Annotated in this window: 21 protein-coding genes and 1 pseudogene; 5 read left to right on the top strand and 17 right to left on the bottom strand. The window is 58.6% G+C overall.

The window, feature by feature from the left end; all coding sequences use genetic code 11:
- The first annotated feature begins 77 nt into the window (after positions 1 to 77).
- Positions 78 to 584 (top strand): murein hydrolase activator EnvC, encoded by a 507-nt coding sequence (locus HMPREF1206_RS06615; protein ID WP_016422561.1) that lies wholly within the window; start codon positions 78 to 80, stop codon positions 582 to 584.
- On the opposite strand, the gene HMPREF1206_RS06610 is transcribed toward HMPREF1206_RS06615, so the two are convergent.
- From HMPREF1206_RS06610 to HMPREF1206_RS06570, 10 genes and pseudogenes are all read right to left on the bottom strand, one after another.
- Positions 581 to 1,435 carry a tyrosine recombinase XerC gene (locus tag HMPREF1206_RS06610; protein ID WP_369707173.1) on the bottom strand — a complete coding sequence of 285 codons (855 nt, stop codon included), beginning with the start codon at positions 1,433 to 1,435 and terminating at the stop codon, positions 581 to 583. The genes HMPREF1206_RS06615 and HMPREF1206_RS06610 overlap by 4 nt on opposite strands.
- A gap of 291 nt (positions 1,436 to 1,726) precedes the next feature.
- A complete protein-coding gene (gene dprA, locus HMPREF1206_RS06605; protein WP_016422559.1) occupies positions 1,727 to 2,863 on the bottom strand; it encodes a DNA-processing protein DprA in 1,137 nt (378 codons plus the stop codon).
- Between the two features lie 29 nt (positions 2,864 to 2,892).
- Positions 2,893 to 4,128 carry a YifB family Mg chelatase-like AAA ATPase gene (locus HMPREF1206_RS11395; protein WP_255348481.1) on the bottom strand — a complete coding sequence of 412 codons (1,236 nt, stop codon included), beginning with the start codon at positions 4,126 to 4,128 and terminating at the stop codon, positions 2,893 to 2,895.
- A 76-nt stretch (positions 4,129 to 4,204) separates the two neighbouring features.
- A pseudogene (locus HMPREF1206_RS11390) lies at positions 4,205 to 4,360 on the bottom strand (magnesium chelatase domain-containing protein); the annotation flags it as partial.
- A gap of 93 nt (positions 4,361 to 4,453) precedes the next feature.
- Complete coding sequence (locus HMPREF1206_RS06595; RefSeq protein WP_042389263.1) at positions 4,454 to 4,876, bottom strand: YraN family protein; 423 nt, start codon at positions 4,874 to 4,876, stop codon at positions 4,454 to 4,456.
- A gap of 191 nt (positions 4,877 to 5,067) precedes the next feature.
- Positions 5,068 to 5,370: a DUF2469 domain-containing protein gene (locus HMPREF1206_RS06590; protein ID WP_005509529.1), complete on the bottom strand. Its 303-nt coding sequence runs from the start codon at positions 5,368 to 5,370 to the stop codon at positions 5,068 to 5,070.
- Between the two features lie 54 nt (positions 5,371 to 5,424).
- The gene (locus tag HMPREF1206_RS06585) at positions 5,425 to 6,129 is read right to left on the bottom strand and encodes a ribonuclease HII (RefSeq protein ID WP_081636714.1); all 705 of its coding nucleotides are present in this window, start codon (positions 6,127 to 6,129) and stop codon (positions 5,425 to 5,427) included.
- Complete coding sequence (gene lepB, locus HMPREF1206_RS06580) at positions 6,104 to 6,901, bottom strand: signal peptidase I (protein WP_016422556.1); 798 nt, start codon at positions 6,899 to 6,901, stop codon at positions 6,104 to 6,106. The genes HMPREF1206_RS06585 and lepB overlap by 26 nt, the downstream gene beginning before the upstream one ends.
- A gap of 74 nt (positions 6,902 to 6,975) precedes the next feature.
- Positions 6,976 to 7,317 (bottom strand): 50S ribosomal protein L19, encoded by a 342-nt coding sequence (gene rplS / locus HMPREF1206_RS06575; RefSeq protein WP_005509575.1) that lies wholly within the window; start codon positions 7,315 to 7,317, stop codon positions 6,976 to 6,978.
- A 139-nt stretch (positions 7,318 to 7,456) separates the two neighbouring features.
- Positions 7,457 to 8,866, bottom strand: a complete 1,410-nt coding sequence (locus HMPREF1206_RS06570) for an HNH endonuclease signature motif containing protein (protein ID WP_016422555.1) — start codon at positions 8,864 to 8,866, stop codon at positions 7,457 to 7,459.
- A gap of 343 nt (positions 8,867 to 9,209) precedes the next feature.
- Between HMPREF1206_RS06570 and HMPREF1206_RS06565 the strand changes: the two genes are divergently transcribed.
- Complete coding sequence (locus tag HMPREF1206_RS06565) at positions 9,210 to 10,193, top strand: DUF1648 domain-containing protein (protein ID WP_016422554.1); 984 nt, start codon at positions 9,210 to 9,212, stop codon at positions 10,191 to 10,193.
- 23 nt (positions 10,194 to 10,216) lie between these two features.
- Here HMPREF1206_RS06565 and HMPREF1206_RS06560 read toward each other — a convergent pair whose 3' ends face one another.
- A complete protein-coding gene (locus HMPREF1206_RS06560) occupies positions 10,217 to 12,532 on the bottom strand; it encodes a Tex family protein (RefSeq protein ID WP_016422553.1) in 2,316 nt (771 codons plus the stop codon).
- A gap of 82 nt (positions 12,533 to 12,614) precedes the next feature.
- Between HMPREF1206_RS06560 and HMPREF1206_RS06555 the strand changes: the two genes are divergently transcribed.
- Positions 12,615 to 13,109 (top strand): DUF1877 family protein, encoded by a 495-nt coding sequence (locus HMPREF1206_RS06555; RefSeq protein WP_016422552.1) that lies wholly within the window; start codon positions 12,615 to 12,617, stop codon positions 13,107 to 13,109.
- Here HMPREF1206_RS06555 and HMPREF1206_RS06550 read toward each other — a convergent pair.
- The 4 genes from HMPREF1206_RS06550 to rpsP form a co-directional block, all read right to left on the bottom strand.
- Positions 13,069 to 13,716 (bottom strand): phosphatase PAP2 family protein, encoded by a 648-nt coding sequence (locus HMPREF1206_RS06550; protein WP_016422551.1) that lies wholly within the window; start codon positions 13,714 to 13,716, stop codon positions 13,069 to 13,071. The genes HMPREF1206_RS06555 and HMPREF1206_RS06550 overlap by 41 nt on opposite strands.
- On the bottom strand, positions 13,716 to 14,603 hold the full coding sequence (gene trmD / locus HMPREF1206_RS06545; protein WP_016422550.1) for a tRNA (guanosine(37)-N1)-methyltransferase TrmD: 888 nt from the start codon (positions 14,601 to 14,603) through the stop codon (positions 13,716 to 13,718). The genes HMPREF1206_RS06550 and trmD overlap by 1 nt, the downstream gene beginning before the upstream one ends.
- Positions 14,600 to 15,094, bottom strand: coding sequence for a ribosome maturation factor RimM (gene rimM, locus HMPREF1206_RS06540; protein WP_172620263.1), 495 nt, complete (start codon positions 15,092 to 15,094; stop codon positions 14,600 to 14,602). Before rimM ends, trmD begins: the two co-directional genes overlap by 4 nt.
- A gap of 144 nt (positions 15,095 to 15,238) precedes the next feature.
- A complete protein-coding gene (rpsP, locus tag HMPREF1206_RS06535; RefSeq protein WP_005509613.1) occupies positions 15,239 to 15,721 on the bottom strand; it encodes a 30S ribosomal protein S16 in 483 nt (160 codons plus the stop codon).
- Between the two features lie 298 nt (positions 15,722 to 16,019).
- Here rpsP and HMPREF1206_RS06530 point away from each other — a divergent pair, with 298 nt between their 5' ends.
- The gene (locus tag HMPREF1206_RS06530) at positions 16,020 to 18,170 is read left to right on the top strand and encodes an acyltransferase family protein (protein WP_016422549.1); all 2,151 of its coding nucleotides are present in this window, start codon (positions 16,020 to 16,022) and stop codon (positions 18,168 to 18,170) included.
- 16 nt (positions 18,171 to 18,186) lie between these two features.
- Here the strand turns inward: HMPREF1206_RS06530 and ffh are convergent, their stop codons facing one another.
- Positions 18,187 to 19,782: a signal recognition particle protein gene (ffh, locus tag HMPREF1206_RS06525; protein ID WP_016422548.1), complete on the bottom strand. Its 1,596-nt coding sequence runs from the start codon at positions 19,780 to 19,782 to the stop codon at positions 18,187 to 18,189.
- A 608-nt stretch (positions 19,783 to 20,390) separates the two neighbouring features.
- On the opposite strand from ffh, the gene HMPREF1206_RS06520 reads away from it, so the two are divergent.
- The gene (locus HMPREF1206_RS06520) at positions 20,391 to 21,176 is read left to right on the top strand and encodes a hypothetical protein (RefSeq protein ID WP_016422547.1); all 786 of its coding nucleotides are present in this window, start codon (positions 20,391 to 20,393) and stop codon (positions 21,174 to 21,176) included.
- A 169-nt stretch (positions 21,177 to 21,345) separates the two neighbouring features.
- Here HMPREF1206_RS06520 and ftsY read toward each other — a convergent pair whose 3' ends face one another.
- Positions 21,346 to 22,893, bottom strand: coding sequence for a signal recognition particle-docking protein FtsY (gene ftsY / locus HMPREF1206_RS06515; protein WP_016422546.1), 1,548 nt, complete (start codon positions 22,891 to 22,893; stop codon positions 21,346 to 21,348).
- Positions 22,894 to 22,923 lie beyond the last annotated feature (30 nt).

The raw sequence follows: 22,923 nt of genomic DNA, 5'->3' as shown, positions 1-22,923 counted from the left end.
ACTGCCGCTTGTCGACGAGTGCAGCGTCCGCCACACTATCGCGCATGACGACCAAGCAGAGGCCCAGGCGCTCGCTAATGCGCACATTAGCGCTATTCGTGCTCGCTGTCGCGCTAACAACACCCCCAAGCCCACCTACAGCTACCGGCGAGCCAATATCCGCCATTGCGCATGCCCTCCCCGTCCACGGCGAAGTGCTACGCGACTATGCCCCACCGGAAAAACGCTGGCAGCCTGGGCATCGCGGAGTAGACCTGAACGCCTCCCCGGGCCAGCCAATCCGCGCCTCAGCTCCCGGTGTGGTGCATTTCGCCGGTTCGATTGCCGGAATGACTTCCGTGTCTATCATGCACGCCGATGGCATCCGCACAACCTATCAGCCCATAGATACCGCACTAGAAAAGGGAGACCACGTGGCCGCTGGCCAGGTGATTGGCCATCTTGTGGTCAATGCCAAACATCCCGAACCGGGCCTGCATTGGGGCGCGCTGCGCGGCAAGGACTATCTCAATCCGCTTGATCTGATCCAGCGGAGGCCAATCGTGCTCAAGCCTGTGCGCAATCAAACAACCCTGCGCAATTAAGCGCGCGGATGTGCCCGCTTATGTACCTCACGGAGGCGATCCGCTGAGACGTGGGTATAAATCTGCGTGGTCGCCAGACTGGAATGGCCGAGCATCTCCTGCACCACCCGCAAGTCAGCGCCACCTTCCACCATGGCCGTGGCCGCAGAGTGCCGGAGAGCATGCGGTGAAACATCAGCCCATTTATGAATAACTCGGCGCGCCTGCCGAGGATTCAACCTGCCTCCACGCACACCGAGAAAAAGCGCATGTTCGGCCTGTGCGGAAGCAGGAAAGTTTCCACGCACCTGGAGCCAACCTTTGAGTGCCGCCTCCGCTGGTGCACCGAAGGGCACGATGCGCTGCTTGTCCCCCTTACCCACTACCGAGATGATATGGCGGGAAAAGTTCACATCAGAGACGTCGGCCTTGCACAGCTCCTCTACACGCATCCCAGTGGCATACAGCAATTCCACGATGGCCAAGTCGCGAGCCGCTACTGCACTGTCCTCGGAGGAGACTTTCTCGATTGCCTCTTCAACCTTCTCCGGCGAGAGCACTTCCGGAAGATGCTGATGCTTCTTCGGCGTTGACAGCCGCAGCGACGGATCAGCGTCGAGAATTTGCCGAGCTACAAGCCAACTACAGAACTGGCGAATGGACGTCGTTAAGCGGGCCAGCGATGCCCGCGCAGCACCCTCCGCGTGCTTCGCGCCGAGGTGCGCGCGGATGACAGGGGTGGAGAGTTCACTGATGTGGTCCAGGCCAGCGAGGAGGGGCATAAGATCGGCTCGATAGGCGCGGACGGTTGCGCCGGAGAGTCTGCGGGAATAAGTCAGCTCATCGAGAAAATCCATGAGTATGGCCTCGATATTGGCGGATAACCCGAAATCCAACTCAGCCCTGTCGTCGTTATCGGTTGCGCGCTTCACGGTTCTGACCTTAGTAGATACACATCGCAAGACCTCACCAGACAGCGGAAAAAGGCAGTGACTCCGACTTTCGCCAGAGCCACTGCCCTATTGCCTCACCCATGTCACAAGCCCGTTTCCGTAACAGTTACTTAGGCTTGCCTTGCCTATATTACTGAGCGTACAAAAAATTGCAATACCTAATTCAAGATTTTTTCGAGATTCTCTGCAGAAGGCTTTACTAGTGCGTCACTAACGCTTCTGTTCCTGGCGCAACCACCCGCCCTCCACCCGATTGGTCAGCCCCTGTCCCTGCAGCTCCAGCAACAAATGTGTCGTAAGCGCCACGGCTAATCCCGCCTGCGCCGCAACTTCTCCCACCGGCGTTGGCTCCGCAGAATTCAGAGAGTCGAAGACAGCGAGCTCATTGCGAGAAAGCTTCTGCACCGCCGACTTTTCCCACAACAATTCAAGCTGAGCGTCCTCATTCACTGTGCCAACTGACCGATACAGCGACCGCACATTGTCGGCACTACACACCAGGACAGCCTCGCCACTGCGGATTAGGTCATGACAGCCAGAGGTAGTTTGCAGCGTCACCGGTCCCGGCACCGCTCCCAAGGGCTTGTTTAACCTCACTGCCCAGTGCGCTGTGTTGCGTGCCCCTGAACGCCAGCCCGCCTCGACGATTGTGGTTGCCCGCGATAGGGCCGCTACCAGCCGATTCCTAGTCAAAAACCGATGCCGCGCAGGTCGCACACCCGGTGGATACTCCGTGACCAGCGCACCCCGCTCTGCAATCCGGTCGAAGAGTTCTGCATGCGCTCGCGGATAGTCAACCCCTACACCACCGGCTCCGACCACAACCGTAGCGCCACCAGCGTCGAGCGCAGCTCGATGCGCCGCGGCATCAATCCCCAACGCACCACCACTGATGACGCTAACCCCCGCATTCGCGAACTGCCCCGCGAATTGGGCCGCCACTTGTGTCCCGTAGCTGCTGGCCATCCGCGTTCCGACAATAGCCACCGCTTCACTGAGCATCTCCCGCAAGTCACGCCCACGCACCCACAGCGCAAGTGGTGGCGCATCGGCGCGGTCACGGACTTCGAGCGTCGTAAAGCAGGACAGCAACTCCCCCGGCCACTCTGGGTGCCCCGGATAGATGAGACGCCACCCCATCGCCGCCGCCGACTCCAAATCGTGGCCGCTCTGGTCAACGTCGGCCCTTGCCTGCGTCGTATTGAGTAGACCTTCCGGCAGCCCGGCGCGAGCCTTGATCCTCTCCGCTACCTCTACCGGCCCAAACTCCGTCACGAGCCGCACAATCTGCGGATGCGTCGCCTCTACCACACGATTCAGGTAAGCCCACGCGTGAATTTCATCCATTTCTCCCCCTTGATAATGGTTCGGTTGTATTAGCTGCTCTCGCGGTCGTGCAGCTGGCAGGCGCGTTGCACATGCTCGAAGGTAAACGCGTCTGCCCCCTCGAGGTCTGCGAGCGTCCACGCGACTGCGATTACTTTGTCCACTCCCCGCTGGGTAATCTCTCCGTTCCTCAACTGGAAGTCCAATAACGCCATCGCCTCTTCGTCCAGGCCCGCATGACGACGGAGAAGCGAGCGTGGCACACTCGCGTTGGTGACGGCTGCTTCATCGGCAAGCCCCAGGGCCTGCCATCGGTGGCAGGCACGGTCACGTGCGGCCTGTACCCGATTGCGAACGGCCGCGGAAGGCTCATTGTGTGCTTTGTTTTTGATGCCCAGCTTGGCCCCGGCAGGACTGAGCGTGACGTTGAGATCCATACGATCGCGTAGCGGGCCCGATAATGCGCGACCATGCTTGGCTCGCTCGGTACTGGAACAAGTGCATTCGCTGGCGTACGCCGCCCCGCACCGACAGGGATTAGTCGCCATGACTAGTTGTGTTCTCGCCGGAAAGGTCACTCGGTGGTGCGTACGCAGGTGGACGACCACCCCGTTTTCCATCGGCATCCGCAACGCATCCAATACCGCCGGGCGCATGAGGGTAATTTCGTCCAAGAAGAGCACCCCATGGTGGGCAAGGCTAATCGCGCCGGGCTTGGGCACAGCACCGCCGCCGACTAGCGCTGCCACAGTCGCGCTGTGATGCGGTGCCACAAACGGCGGATGTTGGACAAGAGTGTCCGTAGTATCCAGTGCTCCGGCCACCGAATGCAGCGCAGTGACCTCCAACTGCTGCCACTTCTGCAATGGCGGCAGAATTGTGGGCAAGCGCTCAGCGAGCATGGACTTCCCAGTTCCCGGAGAACCCTGCATGAACAGATTGTGCCCACCGGCTGCCGCTACCTCGAGCGCGAAGCGGGCGTCAGGTTGGCCATCGACATCGGCCAGGTCTACCGAGAAGGCTTCTTCGCTGGGGTCGTCGTTAAGCGCGGTCGTCAAACCTGAGCCGGTGAGTACCCAGCCCCATAGCTGTGTGAGGTCGGCTGCGGTGCAGACTGCGATGCCGTCGACGAGCGCGGCCTCGGCGGCGTTGGCGGCGGGAACGACAACCCAACGGGCGCCGGCCTCGCGGGCGGCAAGGACCTGCGGCAGCACTCCACGCACCGGGCGAATGGAACCGTCGAGCCCAAGTTCGCCAATGAGAACCGTCGAGCCCAAGTTCGCCAATGAGAACCGTATGGCGGAGACGACCTCGGGCCTCCATGTCATCGCTGGTTGCGATAAGGATGGCGCAGACGATGGCGAGGTCAAAGCTAGTGCCGTGCTTGCGGATATGCGCCGGAGACAGACTCACCACGACCTTTGTCTTCGGCCAGGGCAGCTGCGAGTTAGCAACCGCCGTACGCACGCGATGTTTGGCTTCTCCGACGGCGGCATCGCCGAGCCCACCGATATACATTCCCGGCAAACCACGCCCAACATCGGCTTCCACCTGCACAATAGTTCCTTCAATGCCACTGAGGCTGACTGCAAGAGCTGTACCGACAGTCATCTAGCAGTCCCACATGATCGCGTCGCAGATTGCGGGAATGTATGTAACCGCTACGACTGGAGGACCGGACGAAGGGCTGGACACTGTGACTTCTGCACAGTCGATAACTATGGACTCCAACCAGTAGGTAGAACTTTCTGACAGCCACTGCGCCGCCGCCTTGCGTAAATGACGAAGCTTAGCCGCTGTGATGGCCTCTCTGCCGTCCCCAAACTGACTACTTCGCGAGCTGCGCCGCGTTTTTACTTCCACAAAATGCAGCCTGCCGTTGATGTCTTCAGCAATAAGATCGAGCTCATAGCGCCCGACCCGCTCATTCCGAGCAATAACTTCCCACCCGTAATCCTCCAACATCTCAGCAACGAAATCCTCCCCAAACGCGCCGAGCTGTCTCGTGGTCAGTTCTTCAAAGCTCTGTGTCATAGCCCCCAGTCCCCCTGGTTCCCCGTTGAATTGTGCCTTGGCGGTTCGGAAACACTCTTGCACAGCGGGCATGACAAAGGCCCTCCGATAGATGCTCGGAGGGCCCTAACTGTGGATAATTTTTCGACTGTGGATAACTGTCAGCAGCTTGCCATAACAAGCGATGACAAGCGATGACAACCGACGATAAACTACGGCAGTCGCAAGTCCGGCTTATCCAGTTCCTCGATATTGACATCCTTGAAAGTGATAACGCGCACGTAGCGGACAAACCGAGCCGGGCGATGGACATCCCACACCCACGCATCCGACATCCGCAGCTCGAAATAGACCTCGTTTTCGCTGTTGTGCGGAATCAGCTCCACAGCATTAGCAAGGTAGAACCTGCGCTCCGTCTCAACTACGTAGGAAAACTGACTAACGACATCGCGGAACTCCTTGTACAGGGATAGTTCAACGTCGGCCTCGTAGTTTTCTAGATCTTCTGCGCTCACGACCGCGACGGCTCCTTCGAGTGTTTACATGTTGCTCTTTTTGTACATGTTGGTCTATTCGGGGTGCTCAAGATACTCCGCGTGTGCCAAGCGCACATTGCGGTATGACCACCGATGCTCCGGGGTTGCGCCATGGCGTGAAATCGCTTCCATATGCGATGCCGTGCCGTAGCCCTTATGCCCCGCCAGACCATAGTCCGGATACTTCTCCGATAGGTCAACCATAATGCGGTCGCGGGTGACTTTGGCTAAGACACTCGCAGCAGCAATACATCGGCAGGTGGAATCACCACCAATCACGGGCAAATAGGGTGCGGTGAAGCCAGACACCTTGAGCGCGTCGGTAAGCACGTAGCCAGGGCGCTGCTCCAAACCGGCTACCGCGCGGCGCATTCCAGTGACATTCGCGTCCTGGATGCCGAATTGATCGATGTAGGATGCGGGGATCGTCGTCACGCAGAAAGAGATGGCGAAGCGCTGGATGAGCGGAAAGAGCCGTTCGCGTGCGGCTGGCGTGAGCTTTTTAGAATCGGTGAGCTTATCCAGCTCTGCGATGGGGCGTTCGGGAAGGCAGCAGGCAGCGATAACTATCGGGCCTGCACAGGCGCCGCGGCCAGCCTCGTCGACCCCAGCTACAGGCCCAAGGCCGCGCTTTGCCAGTGCGACCTCCATCGTGCGCGACTGCTTCAACCTCCGCAGTTTCGGCGCCGGCGGCGTGAGCAGACGGTGCTGACTAGTTGTGCTGGATATCCGGATCATCGACGCCACCGATGCGGTTAAACGGCAGGATGATTGCCTGCACCTTGCCGACGACGTTATCCAGAGGCACAGTACCCTGCAGCTCGTCACCCATGTGATAGCGAGAGTCCGCAGAGTTGGTGCGGTTGTCACCCATGACCCACAGATGCCCCTCCGGCACTGTTACCGGCCCGAAGTACGGGCCACCACACTGCTCAGAGCCAAGATTATCCACCACTGGCTTGTCTGCCGGAGTTTTAATGAAATCCTGCTCTGTCATCTTGCCGTCAACCATGATGCCGGGATCTCCTGGGCGACACTGCACAGTCTGCCCACCCGTGGCCATCACACGCTTGACCAACGCATTTTCATCCGGGGCGACAAGGCCAATCCAGGAACCAACCGTCTGCAGCGAGTTCGCCACCGGGTTAGTAGAACGCTGTGACACGTAGTTACTATTCCAGGACTCCGGGCCATTAAAGACGACAACATCGCCGGGCTTGGGATCTGAGAACTGGTAGGAAACCTTATCCACCCAAATGCGGTCACCCGTGCACCCGGCGCATCCGTTGAGCGTCGGCTGCATCGACTCGGATGGAATCACGTAGACGCGGCCGATAAAGGACTGCACACCGGCACTGATGAGCAGGGCAATCACGATAATGATTGGAATCTCGATGTACCACGGAGTGTGCTTTTCAGGCTCCTCGTCGAGTTTCCGGAAGCCTTTCAAGCCTTCAGTACGGTCTTCTTTTTGGCCGTCAGTCTGTTCGCGAGAATCGTCGTCGGTCATGGGAAAAGACTATACGCGATAGAAAAATCCCCACCGAGCTCAACACTCGATGGGGATCATTTTGCGCCAAAAGACTAGCGGCGCTCCTTGATGCGTGCAGCCTTACCGCGCAGGTTGCGCAGGTAGTACAGCTTCGCACGGCGAACGTCGCCCTTGAAGACAACGCGAATCTCGTCGATGTTCGGAGAGTGCACCGGGAAGGTACGCTCAACGCCGATACCGAAGGACATCTTGCGGACGGTGAAGGTCTCGCGCACGCCACCACCCTGACGGCGGATAACGACGCCCTTGAAGACCTGAATACGCTCGGTCTTACCTTCAACGATCTTTACGTCGACCTCGACGGTGTCACCAGCGCGGAACTCCGGAACGTCGTCGCGCAGGTATGCTGCATCAACCTTGTCAAGAATGTTCATGGAAACTTATTCCTTTACTTTTTGCATAGACAGAGGACCCTGGCGGCGCTTTCCCACAGAGGGACGCTCGGCCGGTTCATGCCCGAAACAGGTAAAGCTGCCTATAAAGACAACCTGGAAATTATTACACACCCCCTGGTCAGAAACCAAACCCTTCCATGCTCGGCGGGTCTTGCGGGGCTTCCGGGCCTTCCGGGTCTTGTGGATCTTGCGGGTTGGGAGTATCGACGTCTTCTCCCCTGCGCGCTTCCTCGACCAGCTTCCGCGATTGCTCAATCAGCTCTTGGCGATACTGGTTATATTCTTCCAGCGCTTGAGTCAGTCGCAGGCCCCGCTTGTCAAAGGTGTAGCGTCCGCGCCCGGCGAGCGGCCCATTTTCCAGGCTCACCGCCTTATTGCCCGTGCTTGACGACGTCCACAGTTCCACCCCACCCCGATCACGTGCAACATTCCAAAGACCAGCTGTTTTCATGTTGTGGTGCCGGCGGCAGAGGCAGTGGAGGTTCGGCGTTTCCGTTGCCCCGCCCTCCTCTGGGTGCTCTTTGTCGTACGGCTCAATATGGTCAATGTCGCAGAGCTCCGCGGGTACATCACACCCCGGAAAGCGACACGTTCCGTCCCGACCTTTAACGAAGGCTCTCTGACTTTCGGTTGGGGCGTAGCCCTCCGCGGTTTCGTCGGCAAGCATACGAATATGCGTGACCTTATCAATCCACGCCTGCGTAGCTAACTGCGAGATCCAGCCAACGCCGCCAAGCCAGGCGGTGCGGGGGCGCTCCTCTGTGGCAGGACAGTATAGGTTGAGTACGATTTTTGCCTCGGCGGTGCCGCGGATGAGGTGTGTCAAAGCTTCGACTCGAGTGCAGCCAGCTGAGCTGGAGATGGACTCGAGGGTGGTTTTGAATTCGAGAGCGCGGGTCTTTTCCAGCTCCATAAAAACTTCCGCGAAGTTGTCGCTCTCTTCAAAACCGATACTCTCTCCTACTATTTCGCGTTCTCCTGCAGGAAGCAGCGGATCGACATCACCCGGAAGGTTTTTGGGGCGAAGCTGAGGTTCAATTTCTTCGATAACCCGTTGCAGGAATTTATGTAGGCTGCGAACTCCCCGGAGTGCCTCGCCATGCTTTCGGGGAATGACAAAGCGGGCAATTTCTTCTTCAACAGCTGCACGCACCTCTGGGTCGTGGAGCGGCGCTGTCGCGCGAGCAATGGTGATCAAATGCGCAAAGGGCAAATGAGCTCGAGCTTTAATAAAGGCACCCAGCCGAGGCATGCGCGCTAACTGAATGCCGACCTCTACATACTCGAGCGCTTTACCGCGGGAAATACCCAACTCGGGCGCGATTTCAGCAATGTATGCATCCACATCAATCTCAAGCGACTTCGGCGTGCAACCGCAAGCTATACCCAGTTCCAAGCGGTTGCGTTGGATACCCGCCACCGCCAACTGGTTCGTGGATGACTCGTGGAAAAACTGCGGCGCTTCAGGCAGCAGAGCCGCTTGGTAAACATCGGACGGTTGTTTGGCCGGACTATCTTTTTCAGACATTGTTCCCCCAAAGCCCCAACCCCGCTCAGTGTCGATGACGAGTGAATACCACTAGCTCAACGCCAAGAAGAGAAGCTCAAGCACTTTGTTCTTGATACCCCCATTCTAGCACCCTTGTTCGATTGTGCAACCCCTTTAATAAAACTTTTTCGCTTGTATTTTCGAGTGTGTTATTGAGTGCGTTATTAAATCTCGCGAGGTGCATATTCTTGCGAAACTCCGCGCACGGCAAGACGGCACGCTAAAACCGCTCGCTACAACGTCACGCTGATACAGCACGCCAATATCGAGCGCCGCCGACGGTTGCTACAAAGCACCCGCCCCCAACTGCTAGATTGTCTCCATGCAGCAGATTCCACGCTTTGACTCCTGGATTGTTCGAGGAACAATCATCGCCCCGTGCGTTCTGGCCATTGCACAGCTTCTGTGGGTAATTGCCATTTCCGACCGACTACCGGAGCAATTAGCAACGCATTGGAGCGGTAACGACACTCCCAACGATTTCATGCCGCCAGTTCAAAGCACATTGATTATGGCGATCATCGTCATAGCATGTGCGCAGATCGGTTGGCTCGGCGCCAAGACCAGTACGCCGCTTGTCGTACGCAAGCCAATTGCAATAACCAACCTCGCTCTCTGCGGCTTCTTAATCGGCGTTGAATTTGCGATTATCATCCCGCAAATCGACACGACGGACCCTACGACCGCCCGAATCGGCTGGATCTATGCAATAGCCGGTGTCATCATCGGCCTAGTCGCTGCCCTGTTCGTGACGCGCCGCCTCAAGGACTACTCCTCGCTTACCGACGCCACGGTCACTGAGCCGACATCGCCACAGTTGCCCCATCGAGAAGGAGACCCGACTCCCATCGATGTCAGTGTGACCATCTCTAAAGGCGTCAAGGTCGCCCTCGCAGTCTGGTGCGTGGTGTCTGTAGCGCTCGCAGTATTCCTGCCAAGCCTGGGCATTATTTTTCTGCTGTGCACGCCGCTATTCCTCATCGCATATGAAACCGGCATGACACTAGACACGGACCCGAATACCGATTCCGTTACCGTTTTTTACGGCTGTGGACCGCTGAAGATGAAACACCGCATCGAGCTTCGAACCGTTAAGTACGCGGCACCGGGGAAATATAACTGGGCCGATGGTGGCGGTATTGGCCTTCGCCTCGGCAATGACGGTCGCATCAGCGTTGCGGCCCGGTCAGGCGAGGCCGTCAAGATTGAGACCTCAGGTTCCGATTACACCATCGTCGTACCTGATGGAATGGCTGCGGCTGTCGCGGGTGAGATCAACAGCCGCATCGACGCTATGCGCCAATAGGCTATGCACTAATAAATCAAGCGCTAAAAGCCTGCCCTGCGCAGCGCGTCAGCCATGGAACCGCCGCCTCCACCGCGGTTGGCTCCACCGCGCTTCTTATTCTGGGAACCACGCTTGCGGCCGCCTCCACGGCCTTCTCCGCGACCGCCGTCACGCTTTGGCTTGGCATCCGAGGCGTCGTCGTCAAGCCTGAGCGATAGACCGATGCGGTTGCGTTCGACGTCAACGTCGAGAACCTTCACCTTGACCACCTCGCCCGAGCGGACGACCTCATGTGGGTCGGAGACGAAACCGCGGGCCATGTTGGAGACGTGAACGAGGCCGTCCTGGTGGACCCCGACGTCGACGAAGGCGCCGAAGGCCGCGACGTTGGTGACGATGCCCTCGAGAATCATGCCTGGCTGAAGATCGGAGATCTTCTCCACGCCTTCCTTGAAGGTGGCGGTGACGAACTCGGGACGCGGATCGCGGCCAGGCTTGTCCAGCTCAGCCAAGATGTCCTGGACGGTGGGCAGGCCGATACCTGCGGACTCATCGACGAATTCCGCAGCACGCACCTTGGAAAGGACGCGGGAATTACCGATGAGCTCCTGGACACTAACGCCAGCCGACGCGGCGATGGCATCGACGACGCTGTAGGACTCCGGGTGCACGGCAGAGGCATCCAGCGGGTTGTCAGCGCCGTGGATGCGCAAGAAGCCAGCGCACTGCTCGAAGGCCTTGGGACCGAGACGCGGAACCTTCAGCAGTTCCTTGCGTGAGGTGAAAGCGCCGTTTTCGTCTCGGTAGGCGACGATATTGTCCGCAACAGTCGAGGACACGCCAGCAACGCGACCGAGCAGCGGCGCGGAGGCGGTATTGACCTCGACACCGACAGCATTCACCGCGTCCTCCACAACCGCGTCGAGTGAGTGCTCGAGCTTGGTCTGGGAAACATCATGTTGGTACTGGCCGACACCGATGGACTTCGGATCGATTTTGACGAGCTCGGCAAGCGGGTCCTGCAGGCGGCGGGCAATCGACACGGCACCGCGGAGAGATACATCCATGTCCGGGAACTCAGCTGCTGCCAGGGACGATGCGGAGTAGACGGAAGCACCGGCCTCAGAGACCACCACAGGGGTCGGCTTCTTGCCGCCGGCCTGAGCAATCAGGTCGGCGATTTCGCGAGCCAGGGTTTCGGTCTCGCGGGAAGCGGTGCCGTTGCCGATGGCCATGAGCTCCACTCGATGAGTGGCGCAGAGAGTGGCCAGCTGTTCCTTGGCGCCGGACCAGTCATTGCGCGGCTGGTGCGGATAAACGATGGCGGTATCGAGGACCTTGCCGGTGGAGTCGACAACGGCGCACTTCACACCATTGCGGTACCCCGGGTCCAGGCCGAGTGTGGCGCGCTGACCAGCAGGGGCAGCCAGCAACAGGTCGCGCAGATTACGGGCGAAGACATCCACGGCTTCGGCCTCGGCGCGCTCCTTCAGTCGAGTGCGGGCATCGAGGGCAGCGGACACCTCCAACTTGGTACGCCAGCCGAAGCGAACGGCCTGGTCGATCCACTTGGAGGCACCGCCGTCGGGAAGCTCGAAGGCCTCACGAATCATGTGTTCGTAGGTCTCATGCTCACCCGCATCGATATTGAGAGTCAGGATGCCCTCGGCCTCACCGCGCAGCACGGCCAGCACACGGTGGCTTGGCATGGTGTCCAGAGGTTCGTTGTGCTCGAAGTAGTCGCGGTACTTCGCGCCAACGGATTCCTTGCCCTCCACCACGGCAGCGGCGGCGGAACCGGAAGACCACACCTGCTCACGGACAGAGCCAACCAAATCAGCATCAGTAGCGAAGCGATCGACCAAAATGGCACGGGCACCGGTCAGAGCATCCTTCGCATCCTTGCCAGCTGCCTCGCCGTACTTAGTGGCCAGAGTCTCGGGGTCCGCGGCGGGGTCGGCCAGTAGCTCCTCCACCAGCGGTTCGTACCCGGCCTCACGCGCAATATCGGCCTTGGTCTTGCGCTTCTTCTTGTACGGCAGGTAGAGATCCTCCAGCCGTGCCTTGGTATCGCAGGCGAGGATGGCGGCCTTGAGGTCGTCGTTAAGCTTTCCCTGCTCTTCGATGGCCGCGAGAATCGTCTGCTTGCGCTCTTCCAGTTCGCGCAGGTAGACGACGCGTTCCTCGATGAAACGCAGCTGTGTGTCATCGAGCCCGCCGGTTACTTCCTTGCGATAGCGGGCGATGAAAGGCACGGTGTTGCCTTCGTCGAGAAGCTTGATAGCGGCGGCGACGGCACTTTCGGCAACGTCCGCACCAGTGGCGGCGAGTTCTCGGGCAATTACTGATGAAATCACCCGGGCAACTTTACTATCGTGGAAGTACCAATTGGCGAACGCCCCACAGAAGGCTCGCAGTAAACACCGAAAAAGGAGCCCCATGAAGCAGAAACTCTGTGCCGAATACCTGCGCATTTCCGATGAGGAGGCAGCGCGGTTAGTTGAGGTCGCAGCACCTGCGGCGACCAGCGACGGCGGCACGGCGGGGCTTGTTAACGACGGCGCGGAGAAGATTATCCTGCAGCACTTCGTCGACGTTCCGGACGAAGACGCCCTGGACATCGACACGGACTGGGAGTCCCTGCTGCGAACGTTGACCGGCAATCCCATCGACGGCCAGGCGCTCGGCGACCCGCTGGCGGAGGCCATCCTCGGCGCCGACCGCGTCTGCCGCAAGCCGCTGTCTGCAGTCATCCGCGCCGATCGCGTCGGCGACGTGCACCAGACGCTGGCAAGCATCGATCTTGCCGCCCGCATCACGGACAATGGTTCGCTTATCGACGAAGCCACTGCGACGCAGCGGTACCGCGAACTCGTGGCCTTCTACGAGGAGACTAAGGCAGCGCGTAGCGCCGTGCTCGTGGCCATCTCCTAAGAACTAGCAGCGCAACTGCTAAGCCAACAACTCCGGCGATGAGGCCGCCAATAACATCGGTAAGCCAGTGCGCCCCGACCCACACGCGCGACAGTGCCACAGCGCCGATAAGCGCGATGATGGCCAGATCGAGCAGCTTGCGGGCTGTGCGGCGCAATACGGGGATGGCCAGCTGCATCGCGGCCATACCGCTGGAAGTAACCGCTGCCACATGCGCAGAGGGAAACGCCGCATCATGTAGGTTGACCAGTGAGAACTCCTCACCCGGTCGGTCGCGGTCCAAAAACCACTTCATGGCATAAGTCACCGCAATCGACGAACCGAATGACGCCGGCAGTAGCAACGCCCAGGCACGGAAGCGGAACCACAGGAGTGCCGCAGCAACAAGCGTGACCGGCGCGACGTAAATCGGCCGGATAATCTCGCTCAAAGTCAGCATCAAACTATCGACGCGGCCATCCCGCACCCCATGCAGGTCACTGACCCAGCCCGCAAACGACTGATCCACGCTCCCGGCCAGCTGCGTCTGGGTGAACCACGCCAGTGCCCCTAGAACAGCTAACCAACCAATGACGTGCCGGGGTCGCGCGATTCGAACACGTGCCACTAGCAGTTCTCCTCGGTTACTTCCCCAATGACCTCTTGGATTATTTTCTGGTCACGGGCGCTGAGATCGACGTCGGCAAGCAAATCTGGACGACGTTCGGCCGTGCGAATCAGTGCCTGATCGCGCCGCCAACGGTCCACCAGCGCGTGATTGCCGCTGAGGAGAACATCCGGCACGGCCAGTCCACGCCACTCGCGCGGCTTGGTGTAGGACGGACCTTCGAGCAGCCCGTCCGAGAAGGAGTCCTCCTCGTGGCTCTTGCGGTTGCCCAACACACCCGGGATCAACCGTACGACGGACTCCGCAATCACCAGCACCGCCACTTCCCCGCCGATCAGCACATAGTCCCCAATAGAGACCTCACGCACGCGGTAACGATTAGCGGCATCATCAATAACGCGCTGGTCAATGCCCTCGTAGCGCCCGCACGCGAACACAATGTGCTCCTCGTGTGAGAACTCCTGCGCCATCTGCTGCGTAAACGGCTCGCCCGCCGGCGTCGGGACAATCAGCAGGGGCTTCGCTGAATCTTCTTCGCTTAACGACGGCACTTCCGCTGCAGCATAGGAAGATTCCTCGGCCAAACCCAATTTCTGATCATGGCGGACATTGTCCAAATGTGGCACTGCGGATGTCAGCGACTGCTCCGCTTTCAGCGCCGCCACCTCGTCGAGGGCGGGACCCCAGACATCCGGCTTCATAACCATGCCGGGGCCACCGCCGTAGGGCGAGTCATCCACGGCTTGGTGTACGCCTGGCGCCCAGTCGCGCAGGTTGTGCACTCCGACGCTTAAAATGCCCTGCTCAATTGCCTTGCCCAGCAGCGCATGACGCAGTGGCTCGAGGTACTCCGGGAAGATTGTGACTACATCGAGACGTAAGCTCACAGCTCCAACAGTCCTTCCGGCGGCGTGATGGTGACGGTAGAGTTTTCAAGGTCTACTTCCGGAACGATTTCCTCTACCAGGGGGATAAGAACCTCCCGGCCGCCGGCGTCGAGCGTGACTTCAAGGAGACGGTGAGCGGGAGCACGGACAATAGAAGTGACCTCACCGATATCGGTGCCGTTGTGGACAACGTGCAGGCCAACGAGCTCAAAGTCATAGAAGTCCTCGTCTTCGAAGACAGGCTCTGCATAAAACTTCATGCCCCGATGGCGCTCGGCCTCATTGCGTCCCGGAATCTCCTCGAAGCGAACCAGCAAACGCCCCTGGTGCGGGCGCGCCGTTTTCACAGTCAGCTGTTCCTCACGGCCGGCCTGTACACCCAACAGCGTGGTCCCGACTGCGAAACGCCCTTCCGGGTCATCCGTTGTCGCATCGACGACGACTTCCCCGCGCACACCGTGGGGCTTAATCACTCGGCCAATAAGCACCATGTCAGCTACCGACACGCGCACACTCCCTCTCTTATAAAGGCTCTGTAAAACACCCGCGTAAAGCAAAAAAGGCGCCACCCAACACTTCGTCTTGAAGTATAAGGTAGCGCCCGGATTAGCTAAGCGGCGTACTCAGCGTCCTTATTACTCGGCGTCCTCGGAAGCCTCGGACTCAGCAGCCTCAGCCTCGGCAGCCTTTGCGGCCTCCTCAGCTTCCTTAGCAGCCTTAGCTGCTTCCTTGGCCTCGCGGCGCTTAGCGGTGATGGCCTCAGCGGACGGGCCGTTGTTAGCCTCTTCCAGAGCCTTGTTGAACAGCTCGAGCTTGGTCGGCTTCGGCTCAGCAACCTTCAGAGTGCCCTCTGCACCCTCGAGGCCCTTGAACTTCTGCCAATCGCCGGTGACCTTCAGCAGAGCCAGAACCGGCTCGGTCGGCTGTGCACCGACGCCCAGCCAGTACTGAACGCGCTCGGAGTCAATCTTGATGATCGACGGCTCTTCCTTCGGGTGGTAGATGCCCAGGTTCTCAATGACCGCACCGTTGCGACGGGTACGAGCATCAGCAACGACAACGCGGTACTGAGCGGTACGAATCTTACCCAGGCGCTGCAGCTTAATCTTGACTGCCATGAGGAGTTCCTCTTTCTTCTATGTCACTGGACAATACTTATGCATCCAAGCTCACCAGTAATTACTAACAAGGTGCCTTGAACCGGTTTTGTCCTTGGGATATTTACACTGCGCGTGACCACCGGGCGGCCGTGGCCGGATCCGATGAATTCGCAGTCGTGCCTCGGCTGAGGATTCTCATTGAGACAACTTGAGGTATGTTACCAGCAGTTTTTGGAAATTAACAAAACTACGCACTCGAAACGCTGCATACCTTCTAAAGCTGAACGTCGTTGACAGTGGGGTAACGTAACATTCTATGAAAACCACCGGCACCCAGTATAGGTATGACTTGGACGGACTACGGGGCATTTCGATTGCCCTCGTAGTCCTTTTCCACGTTTACGTCGGCCGCGTTTCCGGTGGTGTGGACGTATTCCTCTTGCTCTCGGGGTTTTTCTTCTTCGGCGCGCAGTACCGCAATGCCATTAACCCCCGGCAGTCCATCAATCCATGGTGGAGTATCTGGCGCACGCTGCGTCGCCTAATCCCGACACTGGTGCTGGTCCTCTTCGCGACAACCCTGTTTGTCATTTACTTCATTCCATCGCTTCGTACCATCGACATTGCCCAGCAACTCCGCGCCAGCCTGCTCTACTACCAGAACTACGAACTAGCGCTCCAGGGCTCGGACTACGCTGCCGCAGAGAGCGAAACTTCCCCACTGCAGCACCTGTGGTCAATGTCGGTGCAGGGCCAGTTTTATCTCGGCTCAATATTGCTCATCTCCCTGCTCGCCTGGATGACGCGCTCACCCCAGATTGTCGGCGCGGTCACCTCACCGGTGGAGGCGAAGCGTACCGACGCTACTGGAGGTAAACTCCGCCGAATTCTCACTCCGTTGCTGGCAGTCATCACTCTCGGCTCACTTTCCTATGCCTTCTATATGCACTCCGAGAACCAGGGCTGGAACTACTACTCCACTGTCAGCCGACTCTGGGAACTCTGCCTCGGCGCACTACTCGGACTGATTCTTGTCCGGGGCTCCATCCCCATGCCCAAGCCTCTTCGAGTGCTGTTAGCCGGCATCGGCCTCGCACTGGTGGTCTCCACCGGTTTCATCTTCGACGGCGCCGCGCAGTTCCCAGGCCCTTGGACCCTATGGCCCCTCGGTGGTGCTGCGCTGATTATTATCGCCGGCCCTGAGGCGGGCTGGATCTCCAAGTTCCTGGCCAGCCGCCCAATGCGCGAGATAGGCCAGAGCGCCTACGCGCTCTACCTGTGGCACTGGCCTCTTCTCATCCTGGCCATAAACTACTTCAACCGCGATACTCCGGGGCTGAAGCTTGGCACCACAGTGATCGTCGTTTCCTTTATTTTGGCCAAACTCACCAACAAGTATGTCGAGCTGCCGCTGGCTCAATCGACTCGCCGACCGACCCGGACTCAGCCCGTCGTTGGCGATGCAATCCACGCAATGAAGCATCGTCGCCCGGCTCGTCGTCTAGCGGCAGTCGGCACTGTTGTCGTCATTGCGTTGGTCGGCATGTCCAGCCTTGTCAACGTGCAACAGGTGCGCGTCGATCGCGCCTCCGCCACCAGCCTAGATCCCGAGGTCTATCCAGGTGCACTCGCGCTTACCGACGGGTACGAGGTCCCCAAGGCAGCCACAAAGCCGAATACCGATTTCATCACGGACCTTTGGCCGGAACCTGCCCTCGATGGCTGCCTTGCGACAGGCGGTGAGGACGTCGGATACTTCCCACCGAATCGCCGTTGGCGCGATGAGACCCAGCCGTGTGTCTACGGTGATCCGGATGCTAGTGAATCGATTGTCATCGTCGGCGGCTCGCACATGGAACATTGGTTTGCCCCGATTGATGCCTACGGCAAAAACAACGGGTACCGAGTGGTGGTTCTTCTCCGACAAGGCTGTCCAGCGACCTTAGAACCGATCCACGGAGTCGGCGATATCTGCGTGGCCTGGACTTTCGAGGCTCTGCAGAAAATTGACGAGATTCAGCCAGAGATGGTTTTCACCACTGCAACCAGACCCTTGTTCCAGGCGGACCCACCGCAGCCCGGCGACTACACACCGGATGGTTACGTTTCGTTTTTCGCTGCTCTGCAAGAACGCGGAATTGATTTCTTCGCCATCCGCGATAACCCATGGGCGCTACGGGAGGACTTGGACCAATTCTCCCCCAGCGTATGCGAAGAAGCGGAAGAAGACTGCACTATCCACCGCAAAACTGCCCTAAATGCAGAAAATCCCGCTGAGGAGATTCTTGCGAACTTCCCCAACGGGCACAGTCTAGATTTCTCCGACATCTTCTGCGGTCCGACCACCTGCCGTAAAGCTATTGGCAATATCTACGTCTACCGCGACAGCAATCACATCACCGATGAACTAGCGGCCACTTTCAGTCCTGAAATGGACCGCCAGATTCAGAAGGCTCTGCGGGACTAGCTACTTCTAGTCCCCGCTACTTCTTGCCCTGTCCGAAGTCGAGATTGTTGAGGTCAAAGTCCTCCATACCTTCTGGCAGCTGATTACCCATCTGCTTCTGCAGCTTCTGCAGTTCAGCCATACTCGGCATACCTGGCATGCCCTGCATACCCGGCATACCGCCGCCGCGCATTGCCTTCGGCGGCGTCGGACCACGGTTAGCGCCCTTGCGCTTATTCTTTCCCTTACCCTTTCGACCACGCTTGGCCTTGCGGTTCGATGGGCGACCACCGCCCATACCAAATCGGCCGGCCATCTGCGCCATCATCTTCCGCGCCTCATTGAAGCGTTCGATGAGCTGGTTAACCTCCGAAACGGACACACCGGAACCGTTGGCGATACGACGACGTCGTGAAGCGTTCAGAATCTTCGGATTCTCACGCTCTTCCGGAGTCATACCGCGGATAATCGCCTCGATGCGGTCGAGCTGCTTTTCATCGACCATTTCCGCGGCCTTGGACATTTCCGCGCCGCCGGGGAGCATCTTGAGGATGTTGCCGATTGGGCCCATCTTGCGGACCATCATCATCTGTTCGAGGAAGTCCTCGAGAGTCAGTTCGCCGGAACCGATCTTCTGGGCGGACTTGGCAGCCTGCTCATGATCGATTTCCTTGGAAGCGACCTCAACCAACGTCTTCAGGTCACCCATGCCCAGGATGCGGCTGGCCATGCGGTCCGGATGGAAGACGTCAAAGTCCTCCAACTTCTCGCCCGTGGAGGCGAACAGAATCGGCTTACCGGTAACCTCACGGATAGACAGTGCAGCGCCACCGCGCGCATCGCCATCGAGCTTGGTCAGTACAACACCGGTGAAGTCAACGCCGTCTCGGAAGGCCTTGGCGGTCTCTACCGCGTCCTGACCAATCATGGAGTCGATGACAAACAGAACTTCATGCGGGTTGATGGCATCGCGAATGTCGCGGGCCTGCTTCATCAGAACCTCATCGATACCCAGGCGACCTGCGGTATCGATAATCACCACATCGTGGCGATGCTGGCGAGCATAAGCGAGGCCACGGAACGCGGCGTCAACTGGGTTGTCCTCGCTGGTGCCCATTTCATGGGTGGAATCGAGGCTGGTGCCCGGGAACGGCGCGAAGCACGGCACACCTGCACGCTCAGCCACGATTTCCAGCTGCTGCACCGCACCTGGGCGCTGCAGGTCACAGGCGACGAGAACTGGGGTGTGCCCCTGATCCGTGAGGTACCTGGCCAATTTACCGGCCAAAGTGGTCTTACCAGCACCCTGCAGACCAGCCAGCATGATAACCGTTGGCGGCTGCTTCGACAGATTGAGACGTCGAGTCTCGCCACCGAGGATGTTGATCAGTTCCTCATTGACGACCTCAATGATCTGATTGGCCGGGTTGACCGTCTGGCTGCCAATAATTTCGTTAGCGCGTTCCTTGATGCGCTTGATGAAGGTACGGACAACCTCGAGGGAGACATCGGCTTCCAGAAGAGCCAGCCGGATCTCGCGGGCAGTGGCGTTAATATCCGCCTCAGTCAGGCGGCCCTTCCCGCCCAGCCCCCGCAGGGCACCCGTCAAACGATCGGAAAGAGACTCAAACAAGTTTCCAGCTCCCCTTTTGCCTTGTCTTTTCTTAACTGTTCTACCGTACCCGCTGGACACTCCGTTTGGCACATATCTACAGCTTCGCCTATCGACAACAATTGCAGCCCATCCACCCTAAACACCCCGATTCAGGTGTAACCAATAGGAAGTAGAAAACAGCAATAGGATGACGCTCTTTTGCCCTCGGGAACGTTAAATTACTATTCGTTATTTTAACGTGACACTTAGACACCCCCTCCAGACAGGGTTGATGTACTGCATAAAGAACGTTTGTCCAACCTAACGACCGCCGCTTAGATAACAGCTAAATAACGTCAGTAGTTGACCTTCACCAAGGGCGCCCTTAGCGAGAACCTCCCCCGAGTCGACAGTGGCGAGTCCTATAAACACTCCAACCACAACGGGTGTACACACTCAGCGTTGTAAATATAAGTTCCCACTTTCCCTTACTGGGGTTTGGACGAGTCAACAATTTCGCTTTACCCCCTCCCCAAACTCTTACCGCCAAAGATTTTAATTAGTTATTAGAATCAAATGAGTGAACAGTGTTCCCCCTTGAGCCCATTGATTGCAGGGCTTTCCTATTGACATTGTGAGGTTTCCCAATGAAGAAGCTCTCTTCGACCATGGTGGCCGCTGCCGCTTCAGCCGGCATGCTCATCGGCGTTGGCACCGCCACCGCACAGATTCCTGACCCCGCCCCGTCGGAATGCCCCGCCGGTCAACATTTTGAAAGTGTTGACGGTACTTTCCAGTGTGTAGATGACGCCGCAAACCCGGATCCAGGAGGTTCATCGAACGATGGCATTCCACCGGGTGTTGAGGATACCCAGACCTGTCCCGACGGTTCCCCGCGTGATATGAGCAAGATCGACCCGGCAACCGGAGCTTACGGCGCTTGTGGCACTTCAGATGATTCCGGCCCAACTCCGGAGCCTGATGAAGATGCCCCAGAGAATGACGGAATTCCGCCGGGAGTCGATGACACCGCAACGTGCCCCGACGGTTCCCCGCGTGATATGAGCAAAATCGACCCGGCAACCGGAGTCTACGGCTACTGTCCAACCTCCGATGACGAAACTCCGGGCGACGATGAGAACCCAGGCGACGATGAGAATCCAGGCGATGACGCACCGGGTGATGATGAAAACCCAGGTGACGAACAGCCCGGGGACGACGAGAACCCTGGGGAGGACGAGAATCCTGGGGAGGAAAATCCAGGCGACAAGCCCGACGCCCCTAAGAATGACGGTAAGAAAACCGGGACCAAAAACACTGGTCTAGCAGTCACTGGTGTTCAGGCGACTGCCCTCGGCGGTGCCGCTCTCGCACTCCTGGTCGGTGGCTTGGCAGCTACCCGCCTCGCACGCAAGAATTCTAAGGATTCCTAGCGCAACTCTCCGCTAGATTCCTAGCACCTCAACAGTAAAGGCCTCGGAGCCCCGCGTATCCTCTACAGAAATCTACGCGGTGGCTCCGAGACCTTTATTATTTTGCCGGGGACGACGGCCGACGCTGTACTCACCGATCGATGGAAAATTCACTCATCGATGTTAGTTACTATTTGCGGCCGCCGAGCAGTGCGTCTACGAAGCTCTCTGGCTCAAACGGCGCCAGGTGGTCAGCACCTTCACCAAGGCCAACCAACTTCACCGGCACACCGAGCTCGTTTTGCACCTGGAATACAATGCCGCCCTTCGCGGTACCGTCCAGCTTGGTCAGAGCAACGCCGGTAATGTCAACGACATCCCGGAAAGTACGAGCTTGCAGTAGACCATTTTGGCCAACCGTCGCGTCCAAAACCAGGATGACTTCGTCAACCTGAGCCTTCTTCTCCACCACGCGCTTAATCTTGTCCAGTTGGTCCATCAGACCGACCTTGGTGTGCAGGCGGCCGGCGGTGTCGATGAGCACCACATCAGCGCCGGACTCGATACCGTGAGCAACTGCCTCAAATGCAATAGAAGCAGGATCCGCGCCTTCGGCGCCACGAACGGTCTCCGCGCCAACGCGTCGCCCCCAGGTTTCCAGCTGGTCGGCTGCAGCAGCACGGAAGGTATCCGCTGCACCGAGAACAACACGGTGGCCACCGGCAACCAGCACACGAGCCAGCTTGCCCGTCGTCGTAGTCTTACCCGTGCCGTTGACACCGACCACCAGAATCACTGCGGGCTTGCCCTCGTGCGGAAGTGCGCGGATGGAGCGGTCCATCTCAGGCTTGCACTCCTCAATCAACACCTCACGCAGCAGGGCGCGCGCCTGCTCTTCCGTGCTCACCTTCTGGCTGGCAATACGCTCGCGCAGCTTATCGACGACACGCTGCGTCGCAGCCGCACCGAGGTCAGCCATCACCAGGATGTCCTCGACCTCTTCCCACGCGTCCTCATCAAGGTCACCCGCGCCCAAGATGCCGAGCACCGACTGGCCAATTGCATTCTGCGATCGTGACAGACGACCGCGCAGGCGACCCAGACGCCCCTCAGCTGGGTCGATGGAGTCAATCTGCTGTTCCGGCTCTGGCGTCGGCTCCGGCGCAACTTCCGGCTCCGGCTCTGGCTCTGGCGTCGGTTCAGGCGCAGGAACTACCTCTACCTCAGGCTCCGCTTCGGGCTCTGGCTCTGGTTGTGGTTCCGACTCGGGCTCTGATTCCTCTTCCTCGGTCGTAGGTAATTCCCCGGTCGTAGGCAAATCGATCGGGATTTCCCGCATAACGCGGTCATAATCCCCCTCCATTTCGGTGGGGTTATCCGGAATTACCAGTCGACCTTCTGGTTTCAACAGTGAACCGTCTGGCTGATTGGCAGGTTTGTCAGCCTGCTTTTCTTCCGGCTCCGGGGCCTGCTTTTCAACCGGCTTTCCCGCCGGTTTCGGCATCGGTTTTTCAACCGGCTGCTTCTCACGGGTATCAGTCCCACCACCGGCCGGAGCGAAGTTAAAACCACTAGTGGCCTGGTAATTTCCAGACTTCTCCTGCTGGGTGAGTTCCTTAGTATCTTCCTTCGCAAAGGAAATGCGCTGGTTCTTCCTGCGGACATAGCCAACAACAAAAAGCAGCGCGATAATAACGACAATCGCGACGACAAGGAGTATCCACTGAGTTGGAGTCATAACTCTCATTATGCAGTATCAACGACTCTT

The organism is Corynebacterium sp. HFH0082, assembly GCF_000411235.1.
Taxonomy (GTDB): Bacteria; Actinomycetota; Actinomycetes; order Mycobacteriales; family Mycobacteriaceae; genus Corynebacterium; species Corynebacterium jeikeium_D.
The sequence above is the reverse complement of the archived record's forward strand: the minus strand, read 5'-3'. Positions and strand labels throughout refer to the sequence as shown.